The sequence below is a fragment of the uncultured Shimia sp. genome, assembly GCF_947498095.1.
Lineage (GTDB): Bacteria > Pseudomonadota > Alphaproteobacteria > Rhodobacterales > Rhodobacteraceae > Shimia.
Window position 1 is genome coordinate 299604 of record NZ_CANMJE010000003.1, and the last position, 15959, is coordinate 315562.

Consider the following 15959-nt stretch of genomic DNA (forward strand, 5'->3'; position numbering starts at 1 on the left):
GCCGATGCATGACATGCCCGGTCACGACTATCATATCGATATTCCAGGCACGACGATCTTTGACGGCAAGATGGCCATGAAAGGCTATGCGCTGAACAAGATGTGCTATTCGTTCAACAAGGCGGTCAACCGTGATGCCTTTAGGGACGATCCTGAAACCTACATGAACGACTACAATCTGACCGAGGCGCAAAAAGACGCGATCCGGTCGAGCAATATTCTGGCCATGATCGAAGAGGGTGGGAACATCTATTACCTCGCCAAGCTGGCCGGGATTTTCAAACTGGGTGTGCAGGATGTGGGTGGTTTGCAAACGGGCCGTACCACGGAAGAGTTCAAAGAATTCCTGTTGAGTCAGGCGTAGGGAGAAGAAAGCTATGGCAAAGATTCTCGGTGGCATTACCACGTCGCACATCCCCGCCGTGGGCAATGCAATTCAACAGGAACTCTATGACGATCCCTATTGGAAACCGTTTTTTGACGGCTATCCGAAGGTTCACGAATGGATCAAGGCGAACAAACCCGACTATGTGGTGAATATCTATAATGACCACGGATTGGGGTTCTTTCTGGACCAGATGCCGACATTCGCGATTGGCGCGGCCCATGAGTACAAGAACGAAGACGAAGGCTGGGGCCTGCCCGAACTGCCGCCGTTTCCCGGTGCGCCTGAGCTGAGCTGGCATATCATTGAAAGCATGGTGGCGGATGAGTTCGACATTACCTCATGCCAGGAACTGCCGGTGGATCATGGATTTGTTGTGCCGATGCAGCTGTTCTGGCCCGGCGCCCCGAACAATCCGGACATGCCGCGCGCGGTGCCAATCTCAGCCAACACCGTGCAGCACCCGATCCCGACGCTGAAGCGCGCGTTGAATTTTGGCAAGGCGCTGAGGAAGGCCATCGAAAGCTTTCCAGAAGATGCCAAAGTTGTCGTGCTTGGCACCGGTGGTCTGTCGCACCAGTTGGACGGTGAACGGGCCGGGTTCATCAACAAGGAGTTTGATGAATACTGCCTGAACAATATCGCCCATAACCCGGAAGAGCTGACCAAGATCACCCGGATGGAATTGGTCGAAAAAGCCGGCGCGCAGGGTACCGAGTTTTTGATGTGGATGATGATGCGCGGAGCGCTGGGTGACAATGTGACCGAGCTGACGCGTAATTATCACATTCCGATTTCCAATACCGGGGCCGGGACGCTGTTGTTGGAGTGTGCCTAGGTCTCGAGAGCGAGACGGAAATCGCGGGGTGACTGTCCGGTCGCCCGCCGAAAGACTCGGCTGAAATAGGCCGGGTCGGTATATCCCAGTTGATAGGCAATCTCGGAGATCGTCAGGTTCGAAAAGGCCAAGTGACGACGGGCTTCTCGGATCAATCGGGCCTCGATTGCAGCAGAGGCCGATTGGCCGGTTGCCTGTCGCATTATCCGGCTGAGATGGGTGGGCGTGACAGCCAGAAGATCGGCGTATTCGGCGACCCCCAGATGCTCAAGATGATGTTTTTCCAAGTAGGCTTCAAAACGTCGTTGCAAGCCGTGATCTGCACGGGCAGCCGTCGGAGTATGCGCCGAAAGAGCGCGTGCAACCAAACCTGCCAAGACGCCTGACAATGTGCGCAATATGTGGGCGCGGGCGAAGCTTCGGGTTGGGTATTCACGAAATACCGCCTGTACCATCTGTTTGATTTCTGGCGTGAAGCGCACAATAGAAGCGCTATTGAGCAAGGGACGCAAGCCTTCTCCGTCGCGCAGACTCTCTTCCAGAAGCTCGGAGGCCAACGTCACGACCCAGCCTTGTGTGCCGGGCTCAAACGAAAACCCATGCACAACTCCCATCGGCATGTTCACCAGATACCCAGCGGTGATGGGATGCTGCTTGTCTTCGATCTGTGCTAGGCCGCGTCCTGTGTCGATCAGCAGGAACTGGTGTAAGCGGGCATGGCGATGGGCTTTAAATTCCCAGTCATGCACCAGCGAGCGGGCCTCGATTGTCTCGCAGTGGACAACGTCTGGCAAATCTCTGCTTTCGCCGAACAGGTTGAAGTTCTCGATCTCGCTCATGTTCGATTTGTACCAGAGATGGCGTGAAATATCCATTCACTTGTTATCTGATTGCCCCCAGACTGATCTCAACTCAGGAGGATTGCGCCATGACCATGAAAACCAAAGTCGGCATTATCGGGGGCGGCCCGTCGGGGCTGATGCTGAGCCAGTTGCTCGATCTGAAAGGCATCGACAACATCGTGTTGGAAAAACACAGCCGCGAATATGTTCTGGGCCGCATTCGTGCTGGCGTTCTGGAACACGGGTTTGCCGAACTGATGCGCGAGGCAAATTGCGGCGAGCGCATGGATGCCGAGGGCGAGATCCACGATGGGTTCTATATCGCTGAGGGTGGTGAGAAACGTCGCGTTGATCTGGCAGGTCACACTGGAGGCAACTCGGTTGTGGTTTACGGCCAGACGGAACTGACCCGCGACCTTTATGATGCGCGTGAGAAGATGGGGGGCAACGTCATTCACAACGTGGATGATGTGAAATTGTTCGATCTGAAGTCGGACGCGCCCTACATCACCTATCGCAGTGGGGATGACATTATCCGCATCGATTGTGACTATGTGATTGGCGCCGACGGGTTCCACGGTGTGAGCCGCAAGTCGATCCCATCGGATGTGTTGCGGGAGTACGAAAAACTCTATCCATTTGGTTGGCTCGGGGTGCTGAGCCGCACCAAGCCCGTTTCGCCCGAGCTGATCTATGCCAAGAGCGACCGCGGCTTCGCGCTATGCTCGCTGCGCAGTCAAGTTCTTAGCCGCTATTACATTCAAGTTCCGCTGACAGATACGGTTGAAGACTGGTCGGACGAGGCTTTTTGGACCGAGCTTAAAGCCCGCCTGCCAAAAGACGTTGCCGATGGGTTGGAAACGGGTGACTCGATCGAGAAAAGCATCGCACCCTTGCGCAGTTTCGTGGCCGAGCCGATGCGCTATGGCAACTTGTTCCTGGCGGGCGACGCTGCCCATATCGTGCCGCCCACCGGCGCACGGGGTCTGAACTCGGCGGCCAGCGATATCTACTACCTCTACCACGCGATGGTGGACCATTATCAGAACGGCGACGACACGGGCCTCGAAAACTATAGCGAGAAAGCTCTGGCGCGGATTTGGAAAGCGCAGCGGTTCAGCTGGTGGATGACCACGCTGCTGCATACTTTCCCGGACAACATTGACTATGACAACAAGCTGCAACAGACCGATCTGGAGTACTTGTTCTCTTCCGAAGCGGCGCTGACGTCGCTGGCCGAAAACTATGTTGGGCTTCCCTTCTAACACTCACGGAAATCCAATGAAAAAGGGGGCCGATTGGCCCCCTTTTGTTTGTTCAGCAATAGCGTTCAGGTCCGGCCCATTGGCCAACTGAATACCGGTCTCCATGCGCCCAACCAACGGGAAGAACGGTTTCGATCCGGGCGATCTCTTCTGCGCTGAGGCCAATCTCGGCGCCCCATGCGACCTCTTTCAAGTGATCGACGCTGCGGGTGCCGGGGATGGGATGGATGTGGAGGCCCTGATGCAGCAACCATGCAATCGCGACAGAGGCAGCAGGATACCCCATGTCCGCCGCAAGCGCGCAGAATTTGGCATTGTAGGCTAGGTTGGCGCTGATGTTAGGTTCTTGGAAGCGCGGGTTGTTTTTCATCCAGTCGAACGTCTGAGCCGTCTCGGCGCTATGCGGGCGGTCGGTCAGAAGGGCCCGGCCAACCGGCGAGAAGGCAACGAGCGAAGCGCCGATCTCTTTACAGGTCTGCAGCAATCCCAACTCGGGCGAGCGTACCGAAAGCGAATACTCGGATTGCACGGCCGCGATGGGGTGAACGGCGTGTGCGCGGCGCAGGGACGAGGGTGCAATTTCTGAAAAGCCGATGGCCTTGACCTTGCCTGCTTTGACGAAGCTCGCCAGCGTTTCCGTGACTTCTTCAATCTCAAAGCGGGTGTCGCGGCGGTGGACATAGTAGAGGTCAATCTCCTCGACGCCCAAACGACTTAGACTGGCGTCCAGTGCCTCTTGCAGATGGGCGGAGTCATTGTTCAGACGTTGGTCGGGGTCACGGGTGATCGCGCCTTTTGTGGCGATGGTAAACGGGCTGGAGCCGCCGCGTTTTTTCAGCCAATCACCGATGATGGTTTCAGATTTCCCCATGCCATAGGCGTTCGCGGTGTCGATGTGAGTAATGCCAAGATCGACGCAGGCATCCAAAATGCGCATGGATCCCTCTTGGGTCGCCGGACCGTAGAAATTTGTGAAAGACATGGCCCCATAGCCGATGGCGCTGACCATTGGCCCGTTTTGGCCCAATTGACGTTTTTGCATTCCTGTTCGCCCCGATAGTCGTTGTTCGGATCGCCCGTATGGGGCGGTTACGACATCATTTCAGGAATGCGAATTAGAAGAAAGCGGCAATTGCGATTGGGCTATTCTTCCAGGGCTTCGGCCTGTGCGGCGGTCACGGCGACCATATGCATGACATCCTCGGCGGAACACCCGCGGGACAGATCATTGGCTGGTTTTGCAAGACCCTGAAGCACCGGGCCGATGGCAGCTGCGCCGCCGATCCTTTGGGCGATCTTGTAAGCAATGTTGCCACTTTCGAGGTTGGGGAACACAAATATGTTGGCATCCCCGCCAAGCGGCGAGTCGCTGGCCTTGGCGGCGGCCACATCCGGCACAAACGCCGCATCAAACTGCAACTCACCATCGATCATCAGGTCAGGGGCTGCCGCCTTGGCGATTTCCGTCGCTTTGACCACCTTGGACACAGCCGCATGCGAGGCACTGCCGCGCGTTGAGAAAGACAGCATCGCAACGCGGGCTTTTTCGGTGGTCAGGGCCTCAAACGAGCTGGCTGAGGCCAAGGCAATTTGCGCCATTTCTTCGGCGTTCGGATCGACGACAAGACCGCTATCGGCAAAGATATAGGCACCCTTTTTGGCGTGGTGTGATTCACAAAACAGCATCAGGAAAAAGCTCGAGACCATGCTTGCCCCAGGCGCAACGCCGATCACTTGGATCGCCGTGCGCACGATCTCTGCCGTTGTTGCGACCGCGCCGCCGACGGTGCCATCTGCATGACCCGCCTTAACCAACAAAGCCGCATAGACATGCGGTTGGGTTACAGCACGCAAAGCCTTTTCCAGCGTCATCCCTTTGTGTTTTCGCAACTCGTAATAGAGGACAGCCAATTCATCGTGATGCGGGGATGTGGCGGGGTCATGAATTTCGATCCCGTCATCTGGTTCCGCCTTGAGCAGTGAAAACTGCAGCTTTACGGTCAATTCTTCGCCCACAAGGATGATTTTCGCGATCCCCCTTTTGCGGACTTCCAATGCGGCTTCGACGATGCGTGGATCGGTGCCTTCGCTGAGTACGATTGTTTTCTGAGACCGGGCCGCGTTGCGCAACAGGGTTTCCAGCGGTTTCATCGTCGATCTCCTCGGCTAAGCGACAGTCAGTCGCTCCTAATTACGTCAATCCGGTTTTGCGGCTAGGGCCAAGCATTTATCCAGGTTAGGTCCAAATTGTCCCACCGCTGCCCAATGGCGTTGGTTTAAGGCTTTGTTCCCACTAAGCCAATCAATAATACACGAAATAGACAATAAATGATACATTTGGTATCAATAATGTGGATTAGTTGTTCTTTGTGCATTTCCCAAACACCGTGGCAGTTCTTGTTTTTCTAAAACTCTGGCGCTGACAACAACAGCCGGGCCGCAACAAAACGGTGTGGATATGTGCCCATGTTGAAACAAGGGAACACCCGGAGAAATCTGGCAAATCACGTGTTGATCCTCTCGACCTAGGATAGGGCCACGGGGTAGAGTGCCGCAGACTTAACGGTAGGGCAGATATGACCGACAGCGACAACAAAGACGGGAACATTCCAACCAACCTGCGTTTGCTGATGGTTCTTGAGGCCATGGCCGAAGCCGGAGTTCCTGTGACCCCCACCGAGGTTAACCATGACCTCGGCTTGCCCAAGCCAACGATACATCGCCTTTTTTCCACGCTTGAGGCCGAAGGTTTCATTCAGCGAGAAATCGATGGGCGCGGGTATTCGCCGGGTCTGAGGCTTCGGAAAATGTCGGCCGGCATCCTGTCGTCTCTTCGTATCCGGACCTCGCGGGTCGCGATCTTGAACAAACTGGCGGACGACGTGGGCGAGACCTGCAACATCGCACTGCCCGACCGCGACGCAATGGTTTATATCGACCGGGTCGAAACCAAGTGGCCATTGCGAATCCAATTGCCTGTTGGGACGCGCGTGCCCTTTTACTGCACGGCCAGTGGCAAAATGTATCTCAGCAGCCTGGATCGGCGACACCTCAGGAATTATGCAAACTCGGTTAAGTTCGAAGCCAAGACACCCAACACGATCACATCTCCGGAGCGTCTTATTGAAGAAGCCCTGAAAGTACGCGAACGCGGATATTCGGTGGATAACAGTGAATTCATGGAGGGCATGGTCGCGGTTGCGGTGCCGATCGTTGATGGTCACGGGCGGCTGGTCTCGACATTGTCAGTTCACGCCCCCGATCAACGCCTGATGCTCGAAGAAGCCGAGAGCCACGTGGATACCTTGAAAGCCGCAGCAGAGCAGCTTTCAAGTTTGTTGAACGACGTCTGAGACCGTTTAGTCGGGTTCAAACTGGCACGTAAAGTGGCGCATCAGGTTGGGTTGCCGTGTGATGCGAAACCCTTTCAGAGCGCCTCGGATCCGGGTCAGTTCCTCGAAGACTTCGACAATATAGTCCGCATGGGACTGTGTGTAGGTTCGTCGAGGAATGGCCAGTCTGACCAGATCCATAGCAGCGGCCCGTTCTGAGCCATCCGGTTGCTGACCGAACATCACAGTTCCAATCTCACAGCTTCGGATACCGCCCATCTCATAAAGTGCCACCGCCAGCGCCTGGCCGGGATACTGAAGCGGGTCGATGTGCGACAGCCAGGCCCGCGCGTCGATAAAGACCGCATGACCACCCGCCGGTTTGACGACCGGCACACCCATTTGGTCCAATTGCTCTGATATATAGGCGTTGGTCCGGATGCGGTACCGCAGATAATCTTCGTCGATAATCTCGCTCAGCCCCTGCGCCAGCGCTTCGAGGTCGCGACCAGAGAGGCCGCCATAAGTTGGAAAGCCTTCGGTGCGGATCAGGTGATTGCGCGCCTGTTCGGCGAGCGCTGCATCGTTGAGCGCTAACCAGCCGCCGATGTTGCCAAAGGCATCTTTTTTGGCGCTCATGGTCATGCCGTCGGCCTCCGCAAAACAATCCCGCACGATGTCGGGGATACTGCGATCTTGTTGCCCGGGCTCACGATCCTTGATGAACCACGCGTTCTAAGCAAAGCGGCATCCATCAATAAAGAAGGGCTTGTCAAACTTGCGCGCCAAAGCTGCTGTGCCTTGGATGTTTTCAAGGCTCACCGGCTGTCCGCCACCTGCATTGTTGGTGATGGTCAACATCACGCATGGCACGCTGTCGCCGTGCTTGGTCAGGTAGGCTTCGAGTTTTTCGAGATCCATATTGCCCTTGAACGGATGCATATTGGCCGGATCATGACCTTCCTTGATCACAAGGTCATGGCCTTCGGCGCCAGAGGCTTCGATATTGCCACGGGTCGTGTCGAAGTGCGTGTTGTTGGGGATGTTGCGCCCCGTGCCGCCGAACATCGAGAACAGGATTGCCTCGGCGGCGCGCCCTTGGTGAGTGGGGATGATGTGGTTGAACGGCATGAGGTTTTTGACCGCCGCTTCAAAGCGATAGAAGGATGGAGAACCAGCATAACTCTCGTCGCCACGCATGACGGCAGACCACTGCGCCGCGCTCATTGCGCCAGTACCGCTATCAGTCAAGAGGTCGATCAGCACGTCGTCGGAGTGCAGCGCGAACAGGTTGTAGTGGGCATCTCGGATCAGCTTTTTCCGCTCTTCGCGAGTGGTCATACGGATCGGTTCTACGGATTTGATGCGAAAGGGTTCGATGATTGTTTTCATCACAGGGCTCCTGAATTCGGCCCCATAGGATTCGCGGCAACGATTACACGAAGGAGCCGATGCGCTGCGGTTGTCCCAAGCGGACCGCGCTCAGCGCCCATTCGTTGCGCCTGTAACTTTTCAGGAAATGTCAGGGGCGTCAAAGGACAAGTTGTCGCTCTGACGAGGGTTACTTTTCGACCAGCGCCAAAACCCGCAAAGGGCTGCCTGTGCCGTTGCGAATTTTTAATGGGGGGGCGATCAGGATCGCACCTGTGGCAGGCAATTGGTCAAGGTTGGCAAGGCATTGCAGGCCCAGTTTGCCCGCGCCGTGCAGGATAAAGTGTGCAGGATAGGGGGGCGTGTAATGCGCGCCTTGTCCAGCGTCTGTGCCGACCGTTTCTGTGCCAAAGCCACGAATGTTGCGTTCTTCGGCCAGCAAGCGCATGGCGTCGGGGGTGGGGCCGGGAGAGTGTGGCCCGTCTTCGCGCATGTTCAGGTAGTCCGCGCCGCGCCGTTTGGACCAATCGGTGCGCATCAGAACCCAGGCGTCTTCGGGGATACGGCCATGCTCCGCTTCCCAGGCTTCGATAATCTCGGGCGTCAGTTCAAAATCGTCGTCCTGTGCAGATCCTTCTGAACAGTCGATCACCACGACCGGGCCAACGAGTTTTTCCGCCGGGATCTCGTCCACAGCACCATTTGGCACATCGCGGCCCGAAATCCAGTGAACGGGGGCGTCAAAGTGGGTGCCTGTGTGTTCGGACATAGAGATATTGTGCCACTTCCATGCCGGTCCGCGATGGTCATAAGCGCTGACCTCTTCCATGCGAAAGCGGGCGCATTGGCCGAACTCGGGTGGCAGGATGATGACCGGGAAATCGGGATCGAGCGTGTGGGTCAGATCAACGATCTCGACCTCGCCCGAGGCCATGCGCTGTGTCAGGTCGGTAAGCGTGCTCATCCCTGCTGTCCCTTTGTCATTTCTCGCTCAAGAATTTTGGGGCCCGCGCGGAAGCGTTCGATCATGTCTTTTGCCACGTCGCCGCAATAGACATCTTCCAGCCCATCCTTCAGCCCTTGCACAACTGACCGTGCAACGGCGGGCGGCAGAACCTTCGGTGGGGGCAATTCCTGATGCCAGTCGTCCTCGGTCGGGCCGACAAAGACGTTCATGACGCGCAATCCTGAGGCGCGGAAGTCATTGCGCAGGTTTTGACTGAGCGAATATGCGGCGGCGTTGGAGGCGGAAAAACAGCCGTAGTCGGCAGAGTTCACCAACGCGTAGGCCGAGAGAATATTGACCCAAGCCACGGCGGAATTCACGCCGTCGGCCGTGCGCGAACACATGCCTGGCCCAAAAGCCTGAGCCAGTCGCATGAGGCCAAAGTAATTCACTTCCATCTCGTCCTGGGCAAAGCCCACGTCACCACGGGCCATCGCGCCGCCGGGGCGGACAAATTGAGCGTTGTTGATGAGAATATCGAGCTTGCCGCCGATCTCGCCTGCGAGTTCCTTTACCGAGGTTGTGTCAGTGACGTCCAGCGCCATGATCTCGACCCCGGGAATGGCGGTGAGTGCGTCGCGCTGGGGATTGGGGAGCCATGATTCAGCCTCACCGACAAAGATCATCGTGGCGCCTGCGTCGTGCAGAGCCTTAGCCAGTGTTGGCGCATTAGGGTTGCGCGCGTCGGTGATCAGGACGCGGCGGTGTTTCGGATCGGAGGACATGGCGCGCAATTCGGGGTCGTCTTCCATATCGGGTGTCCTTTGTTCAGGCAGGGCCATCATGACGCCTTGGCCGGAGCGGTCCAGCCGGTTCGACAGGATCACGCGGGATTTAGGGGCGACGTCGCCGTGAACGTGGCAGATGATCGTCGGGCCGGCGTCGAGTTGCACCGAGCCGAGCCGCCACGGCGCGCGTTCGCGAAAGTAGAGATTGGTAGAGGTGCGCACAGTGGATTCCGCCAGCAGGGTGCCTGTGGGGGAGATGTCTTTCCATGGCAGATCGACCGACAGGCATTTGCAGCAGGCGTCGCGAGGCGGGTATTGCACGGTGCCGCACTCGGCGCAGGTTTGCAGCATGAAACGGCCTTCGGCGGCGGCCGCGGTGAGGCCAAGCGTGGCACGGGACCGCACGCCGGGGGGCGAGGTTGGCGTGAGGCTGCGTTTCAGCGGGTTCTTTTTGGGCGGTGGTGTCAGCGGCGTGGTCATGCGGCACCGCCTTTCAGGATCGCGGCACTTGAACAGACGCCCCGGTCATAATTGATCATGCCAAAACCTGAAACCATGGCGCGGGTGGCGCCTGCAACTTGGGTTGGCCCTGCAAATCCTGTCACCTGTCTGATGGCCTCGACAAGGCCGATAAAGCCGCCAGCCGCCCCGGCTTGACCGGCGCTAAGCTGGCCGCCAGAGGTGTTATGAGGGAAGTTTCCGGTGATGGTGAGATCGTGGTTGCGCACGAAGTCGGGGGCGCCGCCCTTGGAGCAAAAACCAAGGTCCTCGATCTGCATCATCGAGATGACGGGGTAATCGTCATAAGTCTGCAAAAGGTCGATGTCTGTGGGCGCGCACTGGGCTTGGTTGTAAAGCTCGTCAATGTCGACCGTCCAGCCGCCGCGCAGTTGGATGGGGTCACTGGCGTGGGCATTGTGGCGTTCGATGGCGCCCTCGATAGTGGCATAGCGCAGGCCGCGTTTTTGTGCTTCGTCCACGGTCATGACCAGAAAGGCCTCGGACCCCGCGCAGGGCATGACACAATCAAACAGCGCGATAGGGTCAGCGATGGGGCGGGCATCAATGTATTGCTGCAGCGTCAGGGGTTTCTTCATCAAAGCCCCGGGGTTCTTCAGGGCATTATCGCGTTGGGCGACCGCGATACGGCCAAAATCTTCGCGGGTGGCGCCGTACTCGTGCATGTAACGGTCTGTCAGCAATGCAAAATTCGCGTTGGGGCCGCCAAAGCCATAAGGATAAGACGCGTCCATTGCGAAGCGCGAAAAAGACGAGAGCAGCGCGCGGAAGCTGTCGATGTGGTTGGTGTCGCCCGAGACGCAGGCAACAATGTCGGCATCGCCGGATTGCACCGCGCGGGCGGCCTTGCGCAGCGAGATCACACCAGACGCGCCACCCATGGGAATGTGGTCCAGCCAGCGGGGGCTGAGGCCGAGGTGCTGGGTCAGGCCGACGGCGGTGTCGGGAAAAAGCGTGAAACTGGCCACGGAAAACCCATCAAGATCGGCCGGTTTCAAGCCCGCAGCATCCAACGATCCACGCAGCGCGCGGGCGATCCACCAATGGGCGGTTTCAATCGAATAGCGCTGATAGGGGATCGACACTGGCGCAACCAGTGCCACGCCCTCGTATGATTGCCGGGGTCTGGTCACGCAACTTGCCTTTTCTTCAGGTGGAGTGTGTTGACAGTTGCGGGATCGGTCAAGAGGGCTGCGGCCATCGCTTTGAGGTCGGCGCGCTGGATTTTCTGTGTTGAGGTCAGCGGCAAGGCGTCGACAAAGGCGACATAGCCCGGCACTTTGTAATAGGCCATTTGCTCCAGCGCCCAAGTCACGATCTCTTCAGCCTTGGCCGACGACGGGTTGGCGACAGTCAGACAGGCGAACACTTCGTCTCCGCGTACAAGGTCAGGCACAGGGGCGACAGCGGCGGCGGCGATATCGGGGTGGCGCATGAGGATGGATTCAACCTCGACCGCCGCGATGTTCTCGCCAGAGCGGCGGATCACGTTTTTCTTGCGGTCGACGAAAAAGACGAAACCGTCGGCATCGGCGCGAACAACGTCACCAGTGTGGAACCAGCCGTTTTCCCAAGCCTCATCGGTGGCCTCTGGGTTCTTGTAGTATTCGCTGAAGAAGCCAAGACGCGGGCTGTCGCCCTTGCGGCGGACGAGGAGTTCGCCAGGGTCGCCGGGGGTAACCTCAACGCCTGCGTCGTCGATGATCGAGACGTCGAGCCAGTCGGGGACTTGCCCTAGAGCGGATTGGCCGATGAGGCGGTCGTGGGTGTGGTTTGAGATCACTGCGCCTGCACCGGTCTCGGTCATGGCCCAGGCCTCCATCAGGGGGAAGCCGTAGCGATCCTCAAAGGCCCCGTGCAGTTTGGGATCAACACCTGCTCCAAAGCCAAAACGGACGGTGTGGTCGGTGTCCGTAGGGGCTGAGTCCATGCCCATCAGCATTGAGGGCATGACACCGAGGTAGTGCAGGCAAGTGGCGCGGCTATCTTTGACGTCTTGCCACCAGCTGCGGGGATGGAAACGGTCGAGGGCTGTGAGACAACCGCCGACGGTGACCATCGCCATAAAGGAATAGGCCATGGCGTTCATGTGGAAGATCGGCAGGGGCGTGATCATGCGCTCGCCCTCGGTCGTCAGCGAGACGATGCCGCCAAGGGTGGAATACCAGCGGCCTACCTCGAGAAAGTAGGCGTTGGCCAGCACACAGCCTTTGGGTTTTCCGGTGGTTCCAGAGGTGTAAAGCACGGCCGTTTCACGGTGGAACTCATCGGCCACGTCTGCGGCCACCACGGCATTTGCGCGGGGAGAGGGGAGATGCGCGTTAGGCGTGATGGCCGCAAGGGGGACGCCCGCCGCGTCGGCTGCGGCTTGCAGTTCGGCTTGGCGGGACGGGATGGAGATGATGAGGGCAGGCTCGGAGTGGCCGATCAGGTACTCCAGCTCGGCCGCGCGCAGGTCGGGGTTGATTGGTACGACCGAGGCTCCGAGTTTGTTGAGCGCGAGCCAGATCAGGAAAAATTCAGGCCGGTTCTCCAACAAGAGTGCGACGCGCATGCCGGTGCCGTAGCCTGCGTCTGTGAGGCGGGTGGCCCACTGATCGACCGCGTCCAATGCCTCGGCAAATGTGATTTCGCCCGGCGCGATGCCGTAGACCTCTGCCGTGGCGGGCAGGACGTTCAGCAAAGGGCGCACTCTGTAGGCGGAGGCCGAGGCCCGGAAGACCTCGTAAACCGTTTTCGTGTCAGATGGGATCATGGCAGCAGCTGGATATTCCCAAAAGCGGCGTCGGAGTTTAGGAGTTCCACGCGCTTGTTGGCGATGCGGAGCTTGCCGTCGACGAGCTTCAATTCATGGGTGGCGGTGATGGCGAGCAGGAATTGCTCGTCTAGCCGGGTTTCGATGTAGTGCATCGAAGTGTTGGTGACGAAATGGCCTGTGTCGAGGTCAAACTCATCCACAAAGGGGCGCTGGATCACGTGGTGACAGCGGCTTTTGGGCTTTTGGCTGAAGGTGCGCTCGCCGTTTAGGCGTTCCACCCGCAAACGCCGCATGAAGTCGTCTTCATAGAGCAGCGAAGTGACCAGATCCGGGTCTTTCTGCTTGTAGTCGAGCGGCATCCAGTAATGACCCTCAGGGATCCAGAGGTCGAGCCATTCCGAGAAACGACCTTCGTCTAGCATGCGGGCTTCGTCATAGATGAAGTCGATGATGTTGTCGCGGGTCAGGGTCATTCTGCGGCCTCCGTTTCCGGTTCCATGCTCATGGTCATGAACTTGACCCAGGCATTCATCTGGTTGCGCATCTGGCGTTCGGTGGTGCCATTTTCGACCGCGATTTCGTCGTAGTCTTCTTCCTCGGTATGCAGGCGCTGGATGTTGATCCATTCGGTGCTTTGGGCGTGCAGACCCTCTTGCGCGCGCTCGTACATTTCCAGATCATCATGACCGACCATGGAGGTCGGCGCGTTGATCAGGCGGTTGTACATGGCGGTGCGTTGCAACAGGTAGTCCGGCGCACCGACGAGGCGGTAGATATAGCTTTCTACAAGCGTCTTGTCGGGGCCGAGGGGGATGAAGTTCCGCAGCTGCTGAACCGGACCCTTTATCATGATGTTGGGCCAGTAGACGGTGTTGTGGCGGTTTTCGCCCAAAGTTTTCGCGGCCTTTTCCTCGCCATAGGCCTCAACCAGGGCATTCCAGTATTCGGGGTCTTGGGAATAGTCTGAGTGGATCGAGTGGTGCACGCCCGTATGGCCGTGGCCATTGGGCCAGGTGCGGATGCCCATTTCCTCGAAGAACTCATAAGGGCTCATGAAGGGGGCGATGATCTCCATCGCCATGGGTTTGGGTTTGTCCGCGGGCCAGTTGGCTTCCTCGAAGAGCCGCACGGCTGTGCCGGCGCTGGATTCATGGGCCACCATCGGGTGACAGGTGTCGGTTTGGTTGTCGACCAGCATTTTCCAGTTGCACTGGTGCATGTAGCGCAAGGGGGGACCGGCGACTTCCAGACGCCCAGCGGGCGCGCGGTCGACCATGTTGTCAAAGGACGACATGGCGTCGCCAAAGTAGTCCTCAAAGCTCATGCCCTCTTTGGCGAGGCGGGCAAAGACGAAGCCGCGGTAATTTTTGACCGCGCCAACGCTTTCCAGACCGTTGTTGGCTTCGCTGTCTTCAAAGTCGGTCTCGGCGTAGCCCTTTTTCAGCGGGATCGCGAGCAGGCAGCCGTCAGTTTTGAAGCTCCACGCGTGATAGGGGCAGCGGAAGAACTTGCCCGTGTTGCCCGAGCGGTCAATGGCGATCTTGGTGCCTTTGTGGGGGCAGCGGTTGTAGAGAACGTAGATCTGGTCGTCGGTATGGCGCACCATGATCACGGGCTGATTGCCGATCTGGGTGGTGATGTAATCACCTTGTGTGAGTGTCTGGCTGTCGTGGCCGACAAAGACCCAGGTGTTGGAGAAGAGATGCTTCATCTCCAGCTCGTAAATCTCTTTGTCGATGTAAGTATCGCGGTGGACCTGGTGCTGTTGGACCAGCGCCCGGATCGCGTCTGCGTCTGTGGTGTTGTTGCCCATGGTTGATCGTCTCTCAGCGGCGCGGGTTTTGGCCTTGCTGGCCGGGGCGCCGATGTCGAGTTTCAGACGGTTAGACTTGGCCCGGCTGACGCAGATCTGCATGACTTTGCCGCTGTCGCGTTCGGATTTGGAAAGGACGACATCGCGGTGGTCGGGGATGCCCCCGAGGACTTTGGTCTGGCAGATACCGCAATCGCCGCGTTGGCAGTCGAAGGTTGCGTCGATGCCTTTTGCTTCCAGCACTTCTACGATGGTTTTGTCAGCGGGGATGGTGAAAACCCGGCCGTCCGCAATTTCGACCTCAAAGGGCTTGTCGCCTTCATGGCCACGGGGAGAGGCGAAGAGTTCAAAGTGGATGTGATCCTTGGCGATGCCCTGAGCTTCGGCCAACTCGCGCACCGCCTCGATCATGCCTTTGGGGCCACAGCAGAAGAAATGGGCGCCAGAGGGGGCGTCAGCGATGATCGATTGGAGATCCATCTGGCTTTCGTTGTCAAACCAGAGCGTGAGCGCGTCAGCAAAGCGAGCAGTCAGGGCACCGGCAAAGGCGCAGTTTTCGCGGGAGCGGGTGGCGTAATGGAATTGGTACCTTGCCCCACGTGCGTGTAATTCCGCTGCGAAAGAAATGATCGGTGTCACGCCGATGCCGCCTGCGATCAGAATTGTAGGGGCCTCGCTGGAATGCAGTTCGAAGTCGTTCTTTGGCTCAGTTGTCTCGATCGTGTCACCGACTTCGAGCGCGTGCATGGCTTTGGAGCCACCATCGCCCTTGTCTTCGCGTTGCACGGCAACCTGGAGCTGGCGAGCGTTTCCAGCGCGTCTTTCAAAATCGATCAGCGAGTAGGAGCGCGTGCCAGCTGCGCCAAGCTCAAAGTCGAGATGCGCGCCTGCAGTGTAATTGGGCAGGGATGCGCCATCGATGGCTTCAAAGGTAAACAGATCAATCCGGTCGATAACCGAATCCTTTGCCGTGAGTTTGAGCGTCAAAGTCACTTGTTTTTCCTCCCGCTGTGCGCCCGACGTTGCGGACCCATGGCTATGCTGACTGATCAGGGCTCGAATCAGAGCTTAGCAAGTTTATTTGCAAATACATATTAAATTT

General features: G+C 57.9%; 13 protein-coding genes and 1 pseudogene. 4 read left to right on the forward strand and 10 right to left on the reverse strand.

What is annotated here, in order from left to right; translation table 11 throughout:
* The first annotated feature begins 4 nt into the window (after positions 1-4).
* Complete coding sequence (locus Q0932_RS07695; protein WP_299351072.1) at positions 5-364, forward strand: protocatechuate 4,5-dioxygenase subunit alpha; 360 nt, start codon at positions 5-7, stop codon at positions 362-364.
* Between the two features lie 13 nt (positions 365-377).
* On the forward strand, positions 378-1223 hold the full coding sequence (locus tag Q0932_RS07700) for a class III extradiol dioxygenase family protein (RefSeq protein WP_299351074.1): 846 nt from the start codon (positions 378-380) through the stop codon (positions 1221-1223).
* Here the strand turns inward: Q0932_RS07700 and Q0932_RS07705 are convergent.
* Positions 1220-2098, reverse strand: a complete 879-nt coding sequence (locus Q0932_RS07705; protein ID WP_299351076.1) for a helix-turn-helix domain-containing protein — start codon at positions 2096-2098, stop codon at positions 1220-1222. The two genes, Q0932_RS07700 and Q0932_RS07705, sit on opposite strands and share 4 nt — an antisense overlap.
* Positions 2099-2157: 59 nt before the next feature.
* Between Q0932_RS07705 and pobA the strand changes: the two genes are divergently transcribed.
* Positions 2158-3330: a 4-hydroxybenzoate 3-monooxygenase gene (gene pobA / locus Q0932_RS07710; RefSeq protein WP_299351454.1), complete on the forward strand. Its 1173-nt coding sequence runs from the start codon at positions 2158-2160 to the stop codon at positions 3328-3330.
* A 52-nt stretch (positions 3331-3382) separates the two neighbouring features.
* Here pobA and Q0932_RS07715 read toward each other — a convergent pair whose 3' ends face one another.
* Both Q0932_RS07715 and pta read right to left on the reverse strand, forming a co-directional pair.
* Positions 3383-4372 (reverse strand): aldo/keto reductase, encoded by a 990-nt coding sequence (locus tag Q0932_RS07715; protein ID WP_299351078.1) that lies wholly within the window; start codon positions 4370-4372, stop codon positions 3383-3385.
* Positions 4373-4473: 101 nt separating this feature from the next.
* Complete coding sequence (gene pta / locus Q0932_RS07720; RefSeq protein ID WP_299351080.1) at positions 4474-5481, reverse strand: phosphate acetyltransferase; 1008 nt, start codon at positions 5479-5481, stop codon at positions 4474-4476.
* Positions 5482-5906: 425 nt separating this feature from the next.
* Between pta and Q0932_RS07725 the strand changes: the two genes are divergently transcribed.
* Complete coding sequence (locus Q0932_RS07725; RefSeq protein WP_299351082.1) at positions 5907-6683, forward strand: IclR family transcriptional regulator; 777 nt, start codon at positions 5907-5909, stop codon at positions 6681-6683.
* A 6-nt stretch (positions 6684-6689) separates the two neighbouring features.
* On the opposite strand, the pseudogene Q0932_RS07730 reads toward Q0932_RS07725, so the two are convergent.
* The 7 genes and pseudogenes from Q0932_RS07730 to Q0932_RS07760 form a co-directional block, all read right to left on the reverse strand.
* Positions 6690-8054: pseudogene (locus tag Q0932_RS07730) on the reverse strand (tryptophanase).
* A gap of 169 nt (positions 8055-8223) precedes the next feature.
* Positions 8224-8997 (reverse strand): cyclase family protein, encoded by a 774-nt coding sequence (locus Q0932_RS07735; protein ID WP_299351084.1) that lies wholly within the window; start codon positions 8995-8997, stop codon positions 8224-8226.
* On the reverse strand, positions 8994-10247 hold the full coding sequence (locus Q0932_RS07740) for an SDR family NAD(P)-dependent oxidoreductase (protein ID WP_299351086.1): 1254 nt from the start codon (positions 10245-10247) through the stop codon (positions 8994-8996). The genes Q0932_RS07735 and Q0932_RS07740 overlap by 4 nt, the downstream gene beginning before the upstream one ends.
* Positions 10244-11419 carry a thiolase family protein gene (locus Q0932_RS07745; protein ID WP_299351088.1) on the reverse strand — a complete coding sequence of 392 codons (1176 nt, stop codon included), beginning with the start codon at positions 11417-11419 and terminating at the stop codon, positions 10244-10246. The genes Q0932_RS07740 and Q0932_RS07745 overlap by 4 nt, the downstream gene beginning before the upstream one ends.
* The gene (locus tag Q0932_RS07750) at positions 11416-13041 is read right to left on the reverse strand and encodes an AMP-binding protein (RefSeq protein WP_299351090.1); all 1626 of its coding nucleotides are present in this window, start codon (positions 13039-13041) and stop codon (positions 11416-11418) included. The genes Q0932_RS07745 and Q0932_RS07750 overlap by 4 nt, the downstream gene beginning before the upstream one ends.
* Complete coding sequence (locus Q0932_RS07755) at positions 13038-13517, reverse strand: aromatic-ring-hydroxylating dioxygenase subunit beta (protein WP_299351092.1); 480 nt, start codon at positions 13515-13517, stop codon at positions 13038-13040. The genes Q0932_RS07750 and Q0932_RS07755 overlap by 4 nt, the downstream gene beginning before the upstream one ends.
* The gene (locus Q0932_RS07760) at positions 13514-15850 is read right to left on the reverse strand and encodes a Rieske 2Fe-2S domain-containing protein (protein ID WP_299351094.1); all 2337 of its coding nucleotides are present in this window, start codon (positions 15848-15850) and stop codon (positions 13514-13516) included. The genes Q0932_RS07755 and Q0932_RS07760 overlap by 4 nt, the downstream gene beginning before the upstream one ends.
* Between the last annotated feature and the right edge of the window lie 109 nt (positions 15851-15959).

Bases quoted from the DNA above. Each gene is read 5' to 3' on its own strand.
- Q0932_RS07725 (WP_299351082.1), top strand. From the start codon at position 5,907: ATGACCGACAGCGACAACAAAGACGGGAACATTCCAACCAACCTGCGT.
- Q0932_RS07750 (WP_299351090.1), bottom strand. From the start codon at position 13,041: ATGATCCCATCTGACACGAAAACGGTTTACGAGGTCTTCCGGGCCTCG.
- Q0932_RS07705 (WP_299351076.1), bottom strand. From the start codon at position 2,098: ATGGATATTTCACGCCATCTCTGGTACAAATCGAACATGAGCGAGATC.
- Q0932_RS07755 (WP_299351092.1), bottom strand. From the start codon at position 13,517: ATGACCCTGACCCGCGACAACATCATCGACTTCATCTATGACGAAGCC.
- Q0932_RS07715 (WP_299351078.1), bottom strand. From the start codon at position 4,372: ATGCAAAAACGTCAATTGGGCCAAAACGGGCCAATGGTCAGCGCCATC.
- Q0932_RS07700 (WP_299351074.1), top strand. From the start codon at position 378: ATGGCAAAGATTCTCGGTGGCATTACCACGTCGCACATCCCCGCCGTG.
- Q0932_RS07740 (WP_299351086.1), bottom strand. From the start codon at position 10,247: ATGACCACGCCGCTGACACCACCGCCCAAAAAGAACCCGCTGAAACGC.
- pobA (WP_299351454.1), top strand. From the start codon at position 2,158: ATGAAAACCAAAGTCGGCATTATCGGGGGCGGCCCGTCGGGGCTGATG.
- Q0932_RS07735 (WP_299351084.1), bottom strand. From the start codon at position 8,997: ATGAGCACGCTTACCGACCTGACACAGCGCATGGCCTCGGGCGAGGTC.
- Q0932_RS07695 (WP_299351072.1), top strand. From the start codon at position 5: ATGCATGACATGCCCGGTCACGACTATCATATCGATATTCCAGGCACG.
- pta (WP_299351080.1), bottom strand. From the start codon at position 5,481: ATGAAACCGCTGGAAACCCTGTTGCGCAACGCGGCCCGGTCTCAGAAA.